This is a genomic window from Pseudomonas sp. FW305-28 (assembly GCF_017351395.1).
Classification (GTDB): Bacteria; Pseudomonadota; Gammaproteobacteria; order Pseudomonadales; family Pseudomonadaceae; genus Aquipseudomonas; species Aquipseudomonas fluorescens_AA.
Genome location: NZ_JACNDD010000047.1, coordinates 27,425 through 43,296, shown reverse-complemented (window position 1 = coordinate 43,296; position 15,872 = coordinate 27,425). Strand labels below are relative to the sequence as shown.

Sequence of the window (15,872 nt, the reverse complement as noted above, 5' to 3'; positions counted from 1 at the left end):
AGCTCGCTCCCACACAAGCCCCACAGTCAACATTCGTTAACGGTTTCAGGCCTGCTGGATCGTCTTGGCAATCACCTCGACCGTGGCGCTGACTTGCTCTTGGTAACGGTCGAGTTCCGCCTGATGGCTCTTCTGCATTTCGATCTGTTGCGAACACAGGTTCATGGCCGCCAATACCAGCAGGCGATCGCCGATCAGCGTCGGGTATTTCCTTTTCGTGTCGGCCAGGGCGGCCTTGAGCATCGAAGCGGCGTCCAACAGGGCCTGTTCCTGCCCGGCCGGCGCTTTGATTGAATAGTCTTCTCCCAGGATCGAGATGACCGTCACCCCATCGGCGCCGTGCTTCATGCGCTGACAGGACCGGCGCTGGCGCGCTCGATCAGGGCCTGGATGCGGGCGGCGGTGGCGCCGTGCAGTTCTTCCTGCTCCATCAGGCTCAGTTGCAGGCTTTCGTTTTCATCCTTGGCCCGGGCAAGTTCGGCGCTCAGGGTTTCGTTCAGGCCGGTGAGGTGCAGGTTCTGTTGCACCAGGTCGTTGACCAGTTGCTCCAGTTGGCTGAGGGATGTTTCCAACATATTGATTTCCAGGCTTTTCCAAGGGGCGCGTACGATAAAGAAAAGTCACCGCCGATGCCACGCTTTACCAGCGGCGGTGCTTCGCTGGCGAGTGGTAAAGACTGTGAAGGGGCGGTCTGGTTCCTACCCTTCGTCGCATTCCAGGGTGGTTCTGCGGCAAAAGCAAGGATCCCGTTCAAGACTTCAGTCGTATGACCGATAAGTCAGTTAACACCAGCCACAGTCCCGCACGGACGCGCCCCTCTCGGTACTTTCCATGTCCCTACGAAATATGAACATCGCGCCGCGGGCGTTCCTGGGGTTTGCCCTGATCGGCGCCCTGATGCTGGCCCTTGGGGTGTTTGCCCTGACCCAGATGAGCAAAATCCGCACGTCCGGCGAAAGCATCGCCCAGAACAGCGTACCCAGCATCAAGGCCCTGAATGAGTTCACCCAGCTCACCCTGCGCCTGCGCGTCTTGTCCTATCGCTTGCTGGTCAACCGCGAGCCGGACATCCAACAGAAAACCTACGATCTGCTCGAACAACGCAGCCAGCAGATCCGCGCGACCCAGACTACCTACGAAAAGCTCATCAGCGCCCCGGACGAACGGGCCGCCTACGATCAGTATGTGCAACTGCTCGGGCAGTACCGTCAGCTCGAAGAGCGCATGAAAACCCTGTCGCGAAATAATCAGGTCGATGAACTGCGGGCGCTGCTCAACACTGAACTGCTGAGCAACTCAGATGCCATCAATGCCGCAATCGACCACTTGGTGGAGATCAACAACCTGCAAGCCGAGGCGCTCAATAAGGGCGCGGCGCAACAATATTCAGGCGCTTTCAACTGGGTGGTCACCCTGCTGGTCATCGCCACCGGCCTGACCCTGCTGTTCGCCTGGCTGCTGACCAACAGCATCACCAAGCCGATCGCCAACGCGCTGGATGCCGCCGAAGAAATCGCCAAGGGCAACCTGACCCGACCGATCACCGTTGACGGCAGCGACGAAGCCGGTCGCCTGCTGCGGGCGATGTCGACCATGCAGGAAAAACTGCGCGATACCTTGCAACGGATCTCCGGTTCCGCCACACAGCTTGCGTCGGCGGCCGAAGAGCTTAACGCCGTCACTGACGAAAGCGCCCGGGGCCTGACCCAGCAGAACAACGAAATCGAGCAGGCCGCGACAGCGGTCAACGAGATGACCAGCGCCGTAGAAGAGGTCGCTCGCAATGCGGTCAGCACGTCGGAAGCGTCGAAACACGCCACCACATCCGCAGGCGACGGCCGCGACCTGGTGCAGGAAACCGTCGGTGCCATCGAACGCATGAGTGCCGACGTACAAAGCACCGCCACGCTGATCGGTAACCTGGCCAATGAGTCCCGCGATATCGGCAAAGTGCTGGACGTGATCCGCGGCCTGGCCGACCAGACCAACCTGCTGGCTCTGAATGCCGCCATCGAAGCCGCCCGTGCCGGTGAGGCCGGCCGTGGTTTTGCCGTGGTGGCCGACGAAGTCCGCGCCCTGGCTCATCGTACCCAGCAGTCGACCAGCGAGATCGAACGCATGATCGGCAGCATCCAGAGCGGCACCGAACACGCCGTGGACTCGATGCGCAACAGCACCGAGCGCGCCGAGTCGACCCTGAACATCGCCCGTGGCGCCGGCCTGTCCCTGGACACCATCAACACGGCCATCGTCGAGATCAACGAACGCAACCTGGTGATCGCCAGCGCCGCCGAAGAACAGGCCCAGGTGGCCCGTGAAGTGGACCGCAACCTGGTGAACATCCGCGACCTGTCGGTGCAATCGGCCACCGGCGCCAACCAGACCACCGCCGCCAGCGCCGAACTGTCGCGCCTGGCCGTGGACTTGAACAGCATGGTTGGGCGGTTCAGCCTTTAATCCGCGTAACGGTTGATCGTCCACAGACCGTGAGCGATCAACCCTCAAGCTTTGGTGGCGAGGGAGCTTGCTCCCGCTGGGCTGCGAAGCGGCCCCAGCATCTCAAAAGCGACGACTGCTTCGCAGCCGAGCGGGAGCAAGCTCCCTCGCCACGGTATTGCTGCCTTGTACCCCCAATCCCAAACCTTTTTTGACAGCATCACATTTCAACAGGTTAGAATCGCTGGCACGCAGACTGCATGGTCAGTCTGTGCCCGCCCCTCAGTTTTCCCGGAGTAACGCCTTTGACTGCAGCGACCATCAACAGCCTGTTCTTGATCGGCGCGTTGCTGGTAGGTGCGAGCATCCTGGTCAGTTCTCTTTCGTCCCGCCTGGGCATCCCGATCCTGGTGATCATCCTGGCCGTGGGCATGGTGGCCGGTGTCGACGGCGCCGGTATTCTTTTCGATAACTACGCCACGGCTTATCTGGTCGGCAACCTCGCCTTGGCCGTCATCCTGCTGGACGGCGGCTTGCGCACGCGGGTCTCGAGCTTTCGCGTGGCGCTGTGGCCGGCGTTGTCCCTGGCCACGGTCGGTGTGTTGATCACCACCGGGCTGACCGGATTGGCCGCGGCCTGGCTGTTCAATCTGAACCTGATCCAGGGCCTGCTGATCGGCGCCATCGTTGGCTCGACCGATGCCGCGGCGGTGTTCTCGCTGCTGGGCGGCAAGGGCCTGAACGAGCGGGTCAGCGCCACCCTCGAGATCGAGTCCGGCAGCAACGACCCCATGGCAGTGTTCCTCACCGTTACCCTGATCGGCATGCTCGCCAGCGGTGAAACCGGCTTGCACTGGAGCCTGCTCGGGCACCTGTTGCGTGAGTTCGGCATCGGCTCGGTACTCGGCCTGGGCGGTGGCTGGCTGATGCTGCAGCTGGTCAATCGCATCAATCTGGCCAACGGCCTCTACCCGATCCTCGTCATCAGCGGCGGCCTGGCCGTGTTCGCCCTGACCAACGCCCTGCACGGCAGCGGTTTCCTGGCGGTGTACCTGTGCGGCCTGGTGATCGGCAACCGTCCGGTGCGCAGCCGCCACGGCATCCTGCACATGCTTGATGGCATGGCCTGGCTGGCCCAGATCGGCATGTTCCTGGTGCTGGGGCTGCTGGTCACGCCCCACGACCTGCTGCCGATCGCCCTGCCGGCCCTGGGCCTGGCATTGTGGATGATCCTGTTTGCCCGTCCGTTGTCGGTCATAGTGGGCCTGCTGCCGTTCAAGGCGTTCCATGGTCGCGAGAAAGCCTTCATTTCCTGGGTCGGCCTGCGCGGCGCGGTGCCGATCATCCTGGCCGTGTTCCCGTTGATGGCCGGCCTGCCCCACGCCCAGCTCTACTTCAACCTGGCGTTCTTTATCGTGCTGGTCTCGCTGCTGGTACAGGGCACGAGCCTGCCGTGGGTCGCCAAGTTGCTGCACGTGACCGTCCCGCCCGAGCCGCTGCCGATTTCCCGGGCCGCGCTGGAAGTGCACGTCACCAGCGAGTGGGAGCTGTTCATCTATCGCCTGGGTGCGGAAAAATGGTGCATCGGCTCGCCCCTGCGGGACCTGAAAATGCCCGAAGGCACCCGCATCGCCGCCCTGTTTCGTGGCCAGCAACTGCTCCATCCGTCGGGTAGTACGGTGTTGGAAGTCGATGATTTGCTGTGTGTTATCGGCCATGAACACGACTTGCCGGCCCTTGGAAAACTGTTCAGCCAGGCGCCGCAACGGGGCCTGGATCTGCGCTTCTTCGGCGACTTCGTACTCGAAGGAGACGCCCAGCTGGCCGCGGTTGCCGCGCTGTACGGGTTGAAGCTGGACGGCATCGATCCGGACATGTCCCTGGGCCGCTTCATCGCCCAGAAAGTGGGCGGCGCCCCAGTGGTCGGCGACCAGGTGGATTGGAACAACACCCTGTGGACCGTCGCGGCCATGGACGGGAACAAGATCGGCAAAGTGGGCGTCAGATTCCCCGAAGGAAGTCGCCCGGGTCCCGGCTTGTTCCTCTAAACTGCTCCCACTCTCATTTGCTTGACCGGTCTCTATGCCTATCCTGCGCTCCTTTTTCGCCACCGCCCTGCTGGGCCTGAGTCTCTCCGTCTGCACGCTGCAAGCCGCTGATCTTCCCGCCAGCGCTTCGGTGCAGGCCAGCCTGGACAAGATCGCCGACCGCAAACTGCCGGAAGCCGACCAGAAAGCCCTGCAGGCCGTCTTGCAGAGCACGTTGACCCAGCTCAACAACAAGGCCGACTACGAGCAGAAGCTGCAGGCGCTCAAGCAGCAACTGGCCACTGCCCCCAAGCAGAACATCGAGAACCAGCGCGAACTGGCGCGACTCAAGGGCACCACGGTGGTGCCGGTGGCGCAGCGCTACGCCAACCTGCCGATTCCCCAGCTCGAGCAAATGCTCACGGATCGCTCCACCCAGCAGGGTGATCTGCAAAAAGCCCTGGCCGATGCCAACAGCCTGATCATCACCGCCCAGACCCGTCCCGAGCGGGCCCAGGCGGAAATTTCCAGCAGCCAGACCCGTATCCAGCAGATCAATACCATCCTCAAGGCCGGCCGGGACGCCGGCAAGACCCTGAGCGGCGAGCAACGCGACCAGCTCAACGCCGAGTTGGCGGCGCTCAATGCACTGATCCCGCTGCGCCGCCAGGAACTGGCCGGCAACAGCCAACTGCAGGACCTGGGCAACGGCCAGCACGATCTGCTGATGGAAAAAATCGCCCGCATGGAGCAGGAAATCCAGGACCTGCAGAACCTGATCAACCAGAAGCGCCTGGCCCAATCCCAGGAGACGGTGACCCAGCAATCCATCGAAGCCCAGAAGGCCGGTGGCAGCAGCTTGCTGGCGACCGAAAGCGCGGCCAACCTGAAGCTCTCCGACTACCTGCTCAAAAGCACCGACCGCCTCAACGAGGTCACCCAGCAGAACCTGCAGACCAAGCAACTGCTGGACAGCGTGACCCAGACCGACGCAGCCCTGGACGAGCAGATCAGTGTGCTCAAGGGCAGCCTGCTGCTCTCCAAGATTCTCTACAAGCAGCGCCAGACCTTGCCGCGCCTCAAACTCGACCAGAACCTGGCCGACCAGATCGCCGACATCCGCCTGTACCAGTTCGAAGTCAGCCAGCAACGTGAACTGCTGAACAACCCCAGCGCCTACGTCGACAGCCTGCTGGCCTCCCAGCCCTCGGAACAAGTCACCCCGCAACTGCGCAAGACCTTGCTGGAGCTGGCCCTGACCCGTGTCGACCTGCTGGAACGGCTGAACCGCGAATTGAGCGCGGTGCTCAACGAATCCATCACCTTGCAGCTCAACCAGAAACAACTGCTCAGCACCGCCCAGAACCTGCGGGCGACCCTCGAAGAGCAGATGTTCTGGATTCCCAGCAATAAACCGCTGGATTTCGAATGGATGCGTGCCGTACCGACGCGCCTGGAAAAACAGATCGACTCGTTGCCCTGGGCCTCCAGCCTCAGCGAGCTGGCCGATGGCCTGACCCAGCGGCCGCTGCTGTTCCTGCCCCTGGCGCTGCTGATCGGTGCGCTGCTGTGGCGGCGCAAGCATCTCTATGCCCGCCTGAACAAGGTTCACCAAGACGTCGGCCACTTCAAGCGCGACAGCCAGTGGCACACCCCCCAGGCGATCCTGATCAATATCCTGCTGGCCATGCCGGTGGCCCTGGCGCTGACCCTCTGCGGCTATGCCTTGCAGATCGACGCCCGCGGCCAGAACGCCAACCTCGGCGCGGCGCTGCTGCAGATCGGCCAGGCCTGGCTGGTGTTCTACACCGCCTATCGAGTGTTGTCGCCGGGCGGCGTGGCCGAGTTGCATTTCCGCTGGGAGAAACCCCAGGTCGAATTCCTCCAGGGCTGGATCCGCCGCCTCGGGCTGGTGGTGCTGGCGTTGGTGGCCGTGGTGGCCGTGGCCGAGTTGCAACCCGCGACCCTGGCCGATGACGTGCTCGGCATGCCGGTGGTGCTGACCTGCTACGCACTGATGGCGTGGTTGCTCAGCCGCCTGTTGCTCAGCAGCCCGACGCACAGGAACACCTCGCTGTTCCGCAAGGCCGTCGGGGTGCTGTTCACCGCGCTGCCAATCGCGCTGTTCGTGGCGGTGTGCTTTGGCTACTACTACACCGCGCTGAAACTCAGCGACCGCTTGATCAATACCCTGTACCTGCTGATGTTCTGGCTGGTGATCGAGGCGACCTTCGTCCGCGGCCTGTCGGTGGCGGCGCGGCGCCTGGCCTACCAGCGTGCCCTGGCCAAGCGCCAGGCGGCCAAGGAAGCCGGCGATGGCGAAGCGGTGGTCGAGGAGCCGACCCTGGACATCGAGAAGGTCAACGAACAGTCCCTGCGCCTGATCCGCCTGGCCCTGCTGGGCGGTTTCATCGCCGCGCTGTATTGGGTCTGGTCGGACCTGATCAGCGTGTTCTCGTACCTGGACAACATCACCCTCTACGAATACACCAGCGGCACCGGCGCCAATATGAGCATGGTGCCCATCAGCATCGGCGACATGCTCGGGGCGCTGATCATCATCGGCATCACCTTCGCCCTGGCGCGCAACCTGCCGGGGCTGCTGGAAGTGTTCGTGCTGTCGAAGCTGAACCTGGCCCAGGGCAGTGCCTACGCCACCACCACGCTGCTGTCCTATGTGATCGCCGGCGTCGGTTTCGTCACCACCCTGTCCACCCTGGGCGTGAGCTGGGACAAACTGCAATGGCTGGTTGCCGCGCTGTCGGTGGGCCTGGGCTTCGGCATGCAGGAGATCTTCGCCAACTTCATCTCCGGGATCATGATCCTGTTCGAGCGCCCGGTGCGCATCGGCGACACCATCACCATCGGCAACCTGTCGGGCACGGTGAGCAAGATCCGCATTCGTGCGACCACCATCACCGACTTCGACCGCAAGGACATCATCGTCCCGAACAAGACGTTCATCACCGGGCAACTGATCAACTGGTCGCTGACCGACACCGTCACCCGGGTAACCCTGAAACTGGGCGTGGACTATGGCTCGGACCTGGACCTGGTGCGTGAGTTGCTGCTCAAGGCCGCCCGCGAGAACCCACGGGTGCTGAAGGAGCCGGAGCCGATCGTGTACTTCCTGAACTTCGGTGAAAGCACCCTCGACCATGAGCTGCGCATGCACGTACGCGACCTCGGTGACCGCAACCCGGTGCTGGACGAAATCAACCGTTTCATCAATCGGGAATTCAAGAAGGAGCACATCAACATCTCCTTCCGGCAGATGGAAATCTATCTGAAGAACATGCAAGGCCAGGAATACAAACTGGTGCCTGCCGAGCCCGACAAAAAGACCATCACGCCCGTGCCATCGGCTGTCGCCAGCATCAAGCCGGTGCCTGAGCCACCGCAAGGCAAACTCGACTGATCGCGGGTTGCCTGCGGGCGTCCCGCCGGAGACGGCCATGAAAACCCTGGAAACCCTGACCTTCGATAACCGTTTCGCCCGCCTGGGCGACGGTTTCTCGGCCCACGTGCTGCCCGAGCCCATCGACAATCCGCGACTGGTGGTCGCCAGCCCGGCGGCCATGGCGTTGCTGAACCTGGATCCGGCAGAGGCCCAGGCACCGCTGTTCGCCGAGATTTTTGGCGGCCACAAGCTCTGGGCCGAAACCGAGCCACGGGCGATGGTGTATTCCGGGCATCAGTTCGGTCACTACAACCCACAACTGGGCGATGGCCGCGGGCTGCTGCTGGGCGAGGTGTACAACGAGGCGGGCGAGCACTGGGACCTGCACCTCAAGGGTGCCGGCCAGACGCCGTTTTCACGGATGGGCGACGGGCGCGCGGTGCTGCGCTCCTCGATCCGCGAATTCCTCGCCTCCGAAGCCCTGCACGCCCTCGGCATTCCCACCACCCGGGCCTTGTGCGTGATCGGCTCGGACACCCCGGTGTGGCGGGAAAAACAGGAGCGCGCCGCCATGGTGCTGCGCCTGGCCCCCAGCCATGTGCGCTTCGGGCATTTCGAATACTTCTACTACACCAAGAAACCCGAACTGCAGGCGGCCCTGGCCGAGCACGTGTTGAACCTGCATTTTGCCGAGTGCCGCGAGCAGCCGGAGCCGTACCTGGCGATGTTCCGCGAAATCGTCGAGCGCAACGCCGAACTGATTGCCAAATGGCAAGCCTACGGTTTCTGCCATGGCGTGATGAACACCGACAACATGTCGATCCTGGGCATCACCTTCGATTTCGGACCGTTCGCCTTCCTCGACGACTTCGATGCCAACTTCATCTGCAACCACTCCGATGATCAGGGGCGCTACTCCTTCAGCAACCAGGTGCCCATCGGTCAGTGGAACCTCAGCGCCCTGGCCCAGGCCCTGACGCCCTTCATCAGCGTCGACGCCCTGCGTGAGACCCTCGGGTTGTACTTGCCGCTGTACCAGGCCCATTACCTGGACCTGATGCGCCGCCGCCTCGGCCTGACCTGCGCCGAAGAAGACGACCAGAAACTGCTGGAGCGCTTGCTGCAACTGATGCAGAACAGCGGCGTCGACTACAGCCTGTTCTTCCGCCGACTGGGCGATCAAGCCCCCGAGCAAGCCGTGAGCGCCCTGCGCGATGACTTCGTCGACCTCAAGGGCTTCGACGCCTGGGGCGAATTGTATGTTGCCCGCGTCAACCGCGAAGGCCCCGTCAATCAAGACCAACGCCGCGCGCGCATGCACGCCGTCAACCCGCTGTACGTGCTACGCAACTACCTGGCGCAAAAAGCCATCGACGCCGCCGAGTCAGGCGACTACGACGAAGTGCGCCGCCTGCACGCCGTGCTGAGCAAGCCGTTCGAGGAACAACCGGGTATGGACAGCTACGCACAACGTCCGCCGGAGTGGGGCAAGCATCTGGAGATCAGTTGCTCGTCGTAACGCGGCGCCACGGCTGAAATCACCTTCCCGCCCAACACATAACTGTTCGGGGGCATGGCTAACCCTGTGGCGAGGGAGCTTGCTCCCGCTGGGCTGCGTTGTAGGAGCTGTCGAGTGCAACGAGGCTGCGATCTTTCCCCAGACACTTGAGTCTAAAGCGAAAGATCAAAAGATCGCAGCCTTCGGCAACTCCTACAAAACCAAGCGGGAGCAAGCTCCCTCGCCACAATGAGCGTGCCTAGCCATCAAATGAAAGTTTCCACCGATACGCCGAAGTGCTCGGCCAACCAGCGGATCTGCCTCAAATTGAGCTGACGCTTACCGCTCAATACCTCCGATACCACCGACTGGGTACCAACGCCCGGCAAGTCGCTCTGGCTCATGCCATGTTCACGCATCAGGTAACGCAGCGCCTCGACACCGCTCGCCTTGGGCATTGGCCGGTGCTGCTGGTCCCATGCCTCGATCCATTCGCCGATAATATCCACCAGGCTCATGAGAGGATGGGTTTCGTCTTCGCCCACCAACGCCAACAGCTCATCAAGAGCACTCGCCAATCGGTCATAATCCTCTTCGCTCCTGGGCTTACGCAGCAGGGGCGACACAAACTCCCAATGGGCGGCGACTTGTTCGATCAGTGCACTCATCCCTTTTCCTCCTTCCACTTGCCTCTGTCGTATTCCCGATGGTCAAGCACGCATTTGATATACAGACGCTGTGCTCGGTATCGAATCACCGCAATCAGCCGCAACTTGTTTCCACCGATGTCAAACACATGCAGCGGACCGACCTTATCGGTTGCCGGAAATATGGATTTCATCGCCACGAAATCAGCCGGGCTATTGCGCTTGATCAGCCGATACCATTGATCCAACGCATTCGCTGAATGTGGCCATTTCTCCTTGGCCTCCCAAATGCGTTTCTCAGTGATCACATGCATGCAACGTCCTTATCGCATTTTGCTATGGGGAAGTTAAACACAATTCTGGCGCATCGCAAATTGCGATAGCGCCAGTTAGACAAATGGTTAGCTCTTGCTGGTTTCCAGCCTAGTCGTCAAAAGATTTAGGTCTCGGTAAGAAATGTGAGCAGATATGAGTCCTGCTCACCCAACCTTATCGTTCCCCTGCTCAGGCGTCTCGATCCCCGGCTCCGCCTCTTCAACCCCCTTCTCCTTGGGTTTGGCCGCTGGTTTTTCCTCGGGATAACCGGGCATGCCGCGGGCGTCTTCGGGGGTCAGTTCATCCCGGTCGTGGCGGCGGTCGATGGCGTAGGCCGGGGCGGCGTTGGGGTCTTCGTCGCGGCCGGCGGTGCCGAGGACGAAGCCGTCGTCGTTGGGGTTGTCCACGGCCTGTGGGGTGTCTGGGTCTTGAGGATTGCTCATGGGACCTCCGGGTTGCGAACAGGTACGTTGTGATTTTTTTGAGGGCCTGGCGGGCGTTGAGTGCAACGCACCTGATGAATGGCAGCCTGGGTGGCTAATGCCGGTCAGTTAAGGATCAAACGACACAAAACCTGTGGGAGCGAAGCTTGCTCGCGATGGCGGCAGCCCCGTCAATGGCGTAGTCGACTGCTCACCCCAATCGCGAGCAAGCTTTGCTCCCACGGGCTTGAGGTTTAACTGACTCGCATAAATCAACGGGCCCGGCCCTACGCCATGTCGCTGTGACTGAATTCCTCAGCCAGAAAATCGATCAGCGTACGCACCGACGGCAGCAACCCGCGTCGTGAGGCAAAGATCGCGTGGACGATCCCGCACTTGGGCGTCCAGCCCGGCACCAGTTCCACCAGTCGACCGGCCGCTATGTCTTCGCGTACCACCACGGTGGGCAGGTGAGCGATGCCGATGCCGGCCAGCACCGCTTGACGCAGGGCCAGCAGGTCGTCGGTGACCATGCGCGGTTCATGGCGGATCAATGCGCGGCTGCCGTCCGGGCCGAACAATTCCCACTGATATTCCCGCTGCGCCCCACCCCAATGCACGCTCGGCAGGCCGTTGAGGTCCGCCGGCGAAGCGGGTGAAGACAAGCGCTCAAGGTAAGCCGGGCCGCCCACCAGGCATTGGGTGCTATTGCTCAGCACTTTCATGACCATGTCGGTGTTTTCCAGCGGCGGAAAGCGCACCCGCAAGGCGATGTCGAACCCTTCATGAATCAGGTCGACCCGGCGGTTGGTGCTCTCGATGAACAACTCCACCCGGGGATACTTGAGCATGTAGCGGGTCAGCATCGGCCCGACCCAACTATTGAGCAGCGCCGTCGGGCAACTGATGCGCACCAGCCCCTGGGGTTCGGAACGGTTGCGCTCGATCACTTCCGCCGCGCTCTCGGCCTCGACCCGCATCGCCAGGCAGCGCTGGTAATAGGCCTGGCCGATCTCCGTCAGCGTGCAATGACGACTGGTGCGGTGGAGCAGCCGCACCCCGAGTCGCTCTTCCAGCTGGGCGATACGCCGGCTGAGCTTGGACTTGGGCATGTCCAGTGCCCGGCCGGCGGCGGCGAACCCACGGTGTTCCACGACCTGGGTGAAGTAGTACAGCGTGTTGAGGTCTTCGATGATCGTTCTCCAAATAGAACGCTAAGGCGGATTTTTGCAGTCTAGCGCATCAAAGGTGCCAGTTTTAATCTACACCCATCGAAACGCAACACGGATTGAAGCCGGAGCGCTTCGACCGGATGAGTCACCGATCAATCGCAACACCGATATTAAAAACCTTAACCACGCCGAAACCTTCGGCAACCAAAACTTAATGAGGGCTACGCCATGACCACTTCCTACAACCGTCTCGACAAAGATAACGCCGCCGTTCTGCTGGTCGATCACCAAGCCGGCCTGCTGTCCCTGGTCCGCGATATCGACCCGGACCGTTTCAAGAACAACGTGCTGGCCCTGGCCGACCTGGCGAAGTACTTCCAACTGCCGACCATCCTCACCACCAGCTTCGAAACCGGCCCCAACGGCCCGTTGATGCCAGAACTCAAGACGCTGTTCCCGGACGCGCCGTACATCGCTCGCCCTGGCCAGATCAACGCCTGGGACAACGAAGACTTCGTCAAGGCGATCAAGGCCACCGGCAAGAAGCAACTGATCATCGCCGGCGTGGTCACCGAAGTCTGCGTAGCCTTCCCGGCACTGTCGGCCCTGGCCGAAGGTTTCGACGTGTTCGTGGTCACCGATGCATCCGGCACGTTCAACGAACTGACCCGTCAATCGGCCTGGGACCGCATGTCGTCCTCCGGTGCGCAACTGATGACCTGGTTCGGCCTGGCCTGTGAACTGCACCGCGACTGGCGCAACGACGTGGAAGGTCTGGCGACCTTGTTCTCCAACCACATCCCGGACTACCGCAACCTGATGACCAGCTACAACACGCTGACCAACGCCAAGTAACAGCCTCACCGATAAACCCTTGTGGGAGCGAGCTTGCTCGCGATAGCGGTCTGACAGTCGATGCAGTATTGACTGATACACCGCCATCGCGAGCAAGCTCGCTCCCACAGGTTTTTGTGCTGGTTTCTATATAGTGTTCAATCTGTGCCAATGATTTTTCCGGGAGACTGACCTGATGCTGATCCCCTGCCCCCATTGCAACGGGCTCAACCGCATACCTGCCGAACGCCTCGGCGACCAGCCCAAGTGCGGGCGCTGCAAGGCCCAGGTGTTATTGAGCAAACCGTTCGAACTCAAGCAAGGCGACTACGCCAGCCAGATCAAGGGTGACCTGCCGTTGCTGGTGGATGTGTGGGCCGATTGGTGTGGGCCGTGCAAGTCCTTCGCCCCGGTGTTCGAACAGGCCGCCGCGCAGTTGGCGGGCAAATGCCGCTTGGCCAAGCTCGACAGCGAGGCCAACCAGCAACTGTCGGCGCAGTTGGGGATCCGCTCGATTCCCAGCCTGATTCTGTTCAAGGAAGGCCGGGAAGTGGCGCGTCAGAGCGGTGCGTTTCCGTTGCCGCAATTGATGAGCTGGTTGCGCAGCCAGGGGATTTGATGCTCAGCGGCCTTTGTTGGCCGCACGCAGAAAATCCCCCCAACGGCGCACCAGGTAGTTGTGCTCGTCCATCACCGAGTTCCATACGGCGATATGGCCCATGCGTTGCTCATACGAACCGCCGTCACGCATTTCGCCGATATCGATCAGCGGTTCGCCATCGCTGCCTGGCAACACTTCACGGGCCGGTTTGCCGGCGTACCAATAGTCCCATTCGGCATCGCTCAAATGATCACGGCTGCGGGGCGGGTTGCTGATGTAATACCCCTGGCGCGCCATGACCGCGCCAGGCCATCCCGAGAGCCACCAGTTAAGGAACGCATAGGCGGCATCCAGCACCGCTCCCCGGGCATGGCGTGACACGGACAAACCGCCGAACCAGGCGCGATAACCTTCACGGGGCACGGCAAGGCGGTACTTGATCCCGGCCCGATGCAGGCGCATGAGGGTCGGAGACCAAAGGCTCTCGATGTCGATGGTCGGGCTGAGCATTAGTTGCGCCGCCTGTTCGTCATCCGACCAGAACGCCGCGAAATGACCTTCGCGCTGTTTGCGCACCAACACATCGGCCAGGCTGTCGATCTCTTCGATGCTGAGATTGCCGATGTCCTTGAACGACGCCAAACCCATGCCCTGTATCGCCAGCGCCGCGTCGATGGCACCAATCGCCGCGTCGCTTTGCAGCGCGGTACGCCCGCTCCAGGCCGGATCGAGCAGCCAGCCCCAACTCTCGTTGTCACGGGAAAACCCCGTGGGCAAGCGTTCCGGGCGATAGGCAAAACTGTCGGCGTTGTGGGTCAACGGCAACATGCTGATGTAGTCGCTGACGGTGCTGCCCAGGCTGCCGTCGTGTTGCACGTACAAGCGCTCATTGGGCACGCTGCCGCTGACCGGGCGATCCGCGGCGGACAACCGGCCGCGCTTGGGCAGGTCGTTGATCTCGTGCCACAGGGCGATGCGCCGGGTGTCGATGGGCTGGATCGCGCGTGCCGGCCAGACGAAATCAACATTGTGAAACCACTGGTCGTACAGGTCGTAGCTGTCCGGTTGCATCACCGCGATGCGCTGGGCCTGCTCGACACTGTGGACCTGATAGACCAGGCGAATGCCCAGGTCCTGTTCGGCGCGAACCCGCAGGGATTCGAGCAAGGTGACGGAGGTGCCAAGCACCCGCAACGTGATGGGTGAGCCGCTGTGCATCAGGCGCTCACCTCAACCGCCGGGGCGAAGCAACGGGCGAAGACATCGAACGAATGCCGCAACCGCTCCGGGTCCAGGCCCCTGACAATAAATACCAACCGCGATTGGCGCTCGGCACAGGGCCAGTGGGGCAAATGTACCGGCGCGTGCAGGCAATGCTGCACGCCATGGATGACGACTGGGGCCTGGAGGCTGTTCACGTTGAGCAATCCCTTGACGCGAAGAATGCGTTCGCCGTGGCATCTTAGCAGCATCGACAACCAGACTCCGAAGCCGATCCAGTCCAGCGGCTGATCGAAGGTCAGGCAGCACACCTGGGCCTCGCCGTGCGACGTAACCTGGCCTTGCGGACGATGCAATTGCCAACGGGCCACCTCGACTTCAGGCGCGGCGCCGCGCAGGCCTTCGCCCAACAATAATTGATCGCCACTGAGCACATCGTGGGTGTCGAGCAGCGGCACCCCCGGGTTCAATGCTTGCAGCCGCTGACGCAACGCGCTGACAGCCGACGCAGCGGCCTGATCGGTCTTGCTCAGCAGCAGGCGGTCCGCGGCGGCCACCTGGGCCAGCCACTCCGGATGGATGCGCGCCTGCAACTCGGCGTGACAGGCGTCGACCAGCGTCACCACCAAGCCGACATGGAAGCGTCCGCGCAATTGCACGTCGTTGTTGAGTGTCGCCAGGATCGGAGCCGGATCGGCCAGCCCGGTCGTCTCCAGGATCACCCGGCGAAAGGGCGGGATCTCGCCCCGGTCACGCCGCGCCAGCAGATCGAGCAACGCGTCTTTCAACTCGCCGCGAATGGAGCAGCAGACGCATCCACTGGGCAACAACACCGTGTCCGGCGCCACCTCCTGGACCAACAAGTGATCGATGCCGATATCGCCGAATTCATTGATCAGCAGCGCTGTGTCACCGAGGCTTTCGTCTTGCAGCAGACGGTTGAGCAAGGTGGTCTTGCCACTGCCGAGAAACCCGGTCACGACGTTCAGGGCGATGCTCATGAGGCCGGCTCCAACGACTGGAGCAGGACCGGGTCGAGGGGATCCGCCGCGCGGCCCGTCATCGACTCTGCCAGGCTCCACAGCTGGTCGAGCCCACTGGCCAGTTCCTGCCGCCCGGTGGCGCCCAGCAGCAGATATGCCGAGCCCTGGAAATCCTCGACCTTGAGCCGTAACGGCGCCAACACGCGATTGATCGCTGAAATCCGGCGCAATCGCTCGCGACGCCGGGGCAGCCCATCACCCAGCGGATCGCTCCAATGCACATCTTCGCCCAATAGACCGCACAAGCCACACATGC

15 protein-coding genes and 1 pseudogene are annotated in these 15,872 nt (G+C 62.1%); 7 read left to right on the top strand and 9 right to left on the bottom strand.

Annotation, left to right across the window (positions count from 1 at the left end; translation table 11 throughout):
- Window positions 1–45: 45 nt before the first annotated feature.
- Together J4E53_RS13260 and J4E53_RS13255 are read right to left on the bottom strand one after the other, a co-directional pair.
- Entirely contained in the window at window positions 46–348 is a 303-nt protein-coding gene (locus J4E53_RS13260; protein ID WP_060739489.1) for a cell division protein ZapA, read from the bottom strand.
- Window positions 345–575, bottom strand: a complete 231-nt coding sequence (locus J4E53_RS13255; protein WP_053117769.1) for a hypothetical protein — start codon at window positions 573–575, stop codon at window positions 345–347. Before J4E53_RS13255 ends, J4E53_RS13260 begins: the two co-directional genes overlap by 4 nt.
- A 256-nt stretch (window positions 576–831) precedes the next feature.
- Here J4E53_RS13255 and J4E53_RS31085 point away from each other — a divergent pair.
- From J4E53_RS31085 to selO, 5 genes and pseudogenes are all read left to right on the top strand, one after another.
- Window positions 832–1,554: pseudogene (locus J4E53_RS31085) on the top strand (MCP four helix bundle domain-containing protein); the annotation flags it as partial.
- A gap of 30 nt (window positions 1,555–1,584) precedes the next feature.
- Complete coding sequence (locus J4E53_RS31080) at window positions 1,585–2,457, top strand: methyl-accepting chemotaxis protein (RefSeq protein ID WP_409077846.1); 873 nt, start codon at window positions 1,585–1,587, stop codon at window positions 2,455–2,457.
- A gap of 284 nt (window positions 2,458–2,741) precedes the next feature.
- Entirely contained in the window at window positions 2,742–4,484 is a 1,743-nt protein-coding gene (locus tag J4E53_RS13245) for a potassium/proton antiporter (RefSeq protein WP_060739492.1), read from the top strand.
- Between the two features lie 34 nt (window positions 4,485–4,518).
- Entirely contained in the window at window positions 4,519–7,881 is a 3,363-nt protein-coding gene (gene mscK / locus J4E53_RS13240) for a mechanosensitive channel MscK (RefSeq protein ID WP_060739493.1), read from the top strand.
- 37 nt (window positions 7,882–7,918) lie between these two features.
- A complete protein-coding gene (gene selO, locus J4E53_RS13235) occupies window positions 7,919–9,382 on the top strand; it encodes a protein adenylyltransferase SelO (protein ID WP_060739494.1) in 1,464 nt (487 codons plus the stop codon).
- 245 nt (window positions 9,383–9,627) lie between these two features.
- Here selO and J4E53_RS13230 read toward each other — a convergent pair whose 3' ends face one another.
- The 4 genes from J4E53_RS13230 to J4E53_RS13215 all read right to left on the bottom strand — a co-directional run bounded on the left by J4E53_RS13230 (window position 9,628) and on the right by J4E53_RS13215 (window position 11,941).
- Window positions 9,628–10,029, bottom strand: a complete 402-nt coding sequence (locus tag J4E53_RS13230) for a type II toxin-antitoxin system HigA family antitoxin (protein WP_103308865.1) — start codon at window positions 10,027–10,029, stop codon at window positions 9,628–9,630.
- Complete coding sequence (locus J4E53_RS13225; protein ID WP_103308864.1) at window positions 10,026–10,322, bottom strand: type II toxin-antitoxin system HigB family toxin; 297 nt, start codon at window positions 10,320–10,322, stop codon at window positions 10,026–10,028. The genes J4E53_RS13230 and J4E53_RS13225 overlap by 4 nt, the downstream gene beginning before the upstream one ends.
- Window positions 10,323–10,487: 165 nt before the next feature.
- The gene (locus tag J4E53_RS13220; RefSeq protein ID WP_060739497.1) at window positions 10,488–10,766 is read right to left on the bottom strand and encodes a hypothetical protein; all 279 of its coding nucleotides are present in this window, start codon (window positions 10,764–10,766) and stop codon (window positions 10,488–10,490) included.
- A 266-nt stretch (window positions 10,767–11,032) separates the two neighbouring features.
- A complete protein-coding gene (locus J4E53_RS13215) occupies window positions 11,033–11,941 on the bottom strand; it encodes a LysR family transcriptional regulator (protein WP_060739498.1) in 909 nt (302 codons plus the stop codon).
- 204 nt (window positions 11,942–12,145) lie between these two features.
- On the opposite strand from J4E53_RS13215, the gene ycaC reads away from it, so the two are divergent.
- Both ycaC and trxC read left to right on the top strand, forming a co-directional pair.
- Entirely contained in the window at window positions 12,146–12,772 is a 627-nt protein-coding gene (gene ycaC, locus J4E53_RS13210) for an isochorismate family cysteine hydrolase YcaC (protein WP_025211469.1), read from the top strand.
- Between the two features lie 175 nt (window positions 12,773–12,947).
- Window positions 12,948–13,370 carry a thioredoxin TrxC gene (gene trxC, locus J4E53_RS13205; protein WP_060739499.1) on the top strand — a complete coding sequence of 141 codons (423 nt, stop codon included), beginning with the start codon at window positions 12,948–12,950 and terminating at the stop codon, window positions 13,368–13,370.
- Between the two features lie 3 nt (window positions 13,371–13,373).
- Here the strand turns inward: trxC and J4E53_RS13200 are convergent, their stop codons facing one another.
- The 3 genes from J4E53_RS13200 to J4E53_RS13190 are packed head-to-tail and all read right to left on the bottom strand — an operon-like array spanning window position 13,374 to window position 15,870.
- Window positions 13,374–14,570, bottom strand: coding sequence for a PotD/PotF family extracellular solute-binding protein (locus J4E53_RS13200; RefSeq protein WP_060739500.1), 1,197 nt, complete (start codon window positions 14,568–14,570; stop codon window positions 13,374–13,376).
- A complete protein-coding gene (locus J4E53_RS13195; protein ID WP_060739501.1) occupies window positions 14,570–15,574 on the bottom strand; it encodes a GTP-binding protein in 1,005 nt (334 codons plus the stop codon). Before J4E53_RS13195 ends, J4E53_RS13200 begins: the two co-directional genes overlap by 1 nt.
- Window positions 15,571–15,870 carry a hypothetical protein gene (locus tag J4E53_RS13190; protein WP_060739502.1) on the bottom strand — a complete coding sequence of 100 codons (300 nt, stop codon included), beginning with the start codon at window positions 15,868–15,870 and terminating at the stop codon, window positions 15,571–15,573. The genes J4E53_RS13195 and J4E53_RS13190 overlap by 4 nt, the downstream gene beginning before the upstream one ends.
- Between the last annotated feature and the right edge of the window lie 2 nt (window positions 15,871–15,872).

Bases quoted from the DNA above. Each gene is read 5' to 3' on its own strand.
- J4E53_RS13260 (WP_060739489.1), bottom strand. From the start codon at position 348: ATGAAGCACGGCGCCGATGGGGTGACGGTCATCTCGATCCTGGGAGAA.
- J4E53_RS13255 (WP_053117769.1), bottom strand. From the start codon at position 575: ATGTTGGAAACATCCCTCAGCCAACTGGAGCAACTGGTCAACGACCTG.
- J4E53_RS31080 (WP_409077846.1), top strand. From the start codon at position 1,585: ATGTCGACCATGCAGGAAAAACTGCGCGATACCTTGCAACGGATCTCC.
- mscK (WP_060739493.1), top strand. From the start codon at position 4,519: ATGCCTATCCTGCGCTCCTTTTTCGCCACCGCCCTGCTGGGCCTGAGT.
- selO (WP_060739494.1), top strand. From the start codon at position 7,919: ATGAAAACCCTGGAAACCCTGACCTTCGATAACCGTTTCGCCCGCCTG.
- J4E53_RS13230 (WP_103308865.1), bottom strand. From the start codon at position 10,029: ATGAGTGCACTGATCGAACAAGTCGCCGCCCATTGGGAGTTTGTGTCG.
- J4E53_RS13225 (WP_103308864.1), bottom strand. From the start codon at position 10,322: ATGCATGTGATCACTGAGAAACGCATTTGGGAGGCCAAGGAGAAATGG.
- J4E53_RS13220 (WP_060739497.1), bottom strand. From the start codon at position 10,766: ATGAGCAATCCTCAAGACCCAGACACCCCACAGGCCGTGGACAACCCC.
- ycaC (WP_025211469.1), top strand. From the start codon at position 12,146: ATGACCACTTCCTACAACCGTCTCGACAAAGATAACGCCGCCGTTCTG.
- trxC (WP_060739499.1), top strand. From the start codon at position 12,948: ATGCTGATCCCCTGCCCCCATTGCAACGGGCTCAACCGCATACCTGCC.
- J4E53_RS13200 (WP_060739500.1), bottom strand. From the start codon at position 14,570: ATGCACAGCGGCTCACCCATCACGTTGCGGGTGCTTGGCACCTCCGTC.
- J4E53_RS13195 (WP_060739501.1), bottom strand. From the start codon at position 15,574: ATGAGCATCGCCCTGAACGTCGTGACCGGGTTTCTCGGCAGTGGCAAG.
- J4E53_RS13190 (WP_060739502.1), bottom strand. From the start codon at position 15,870: ATGTGTGGCTTGTGCGGTCTATTGGGCGAAGATGTGCATTGGAGCGAT.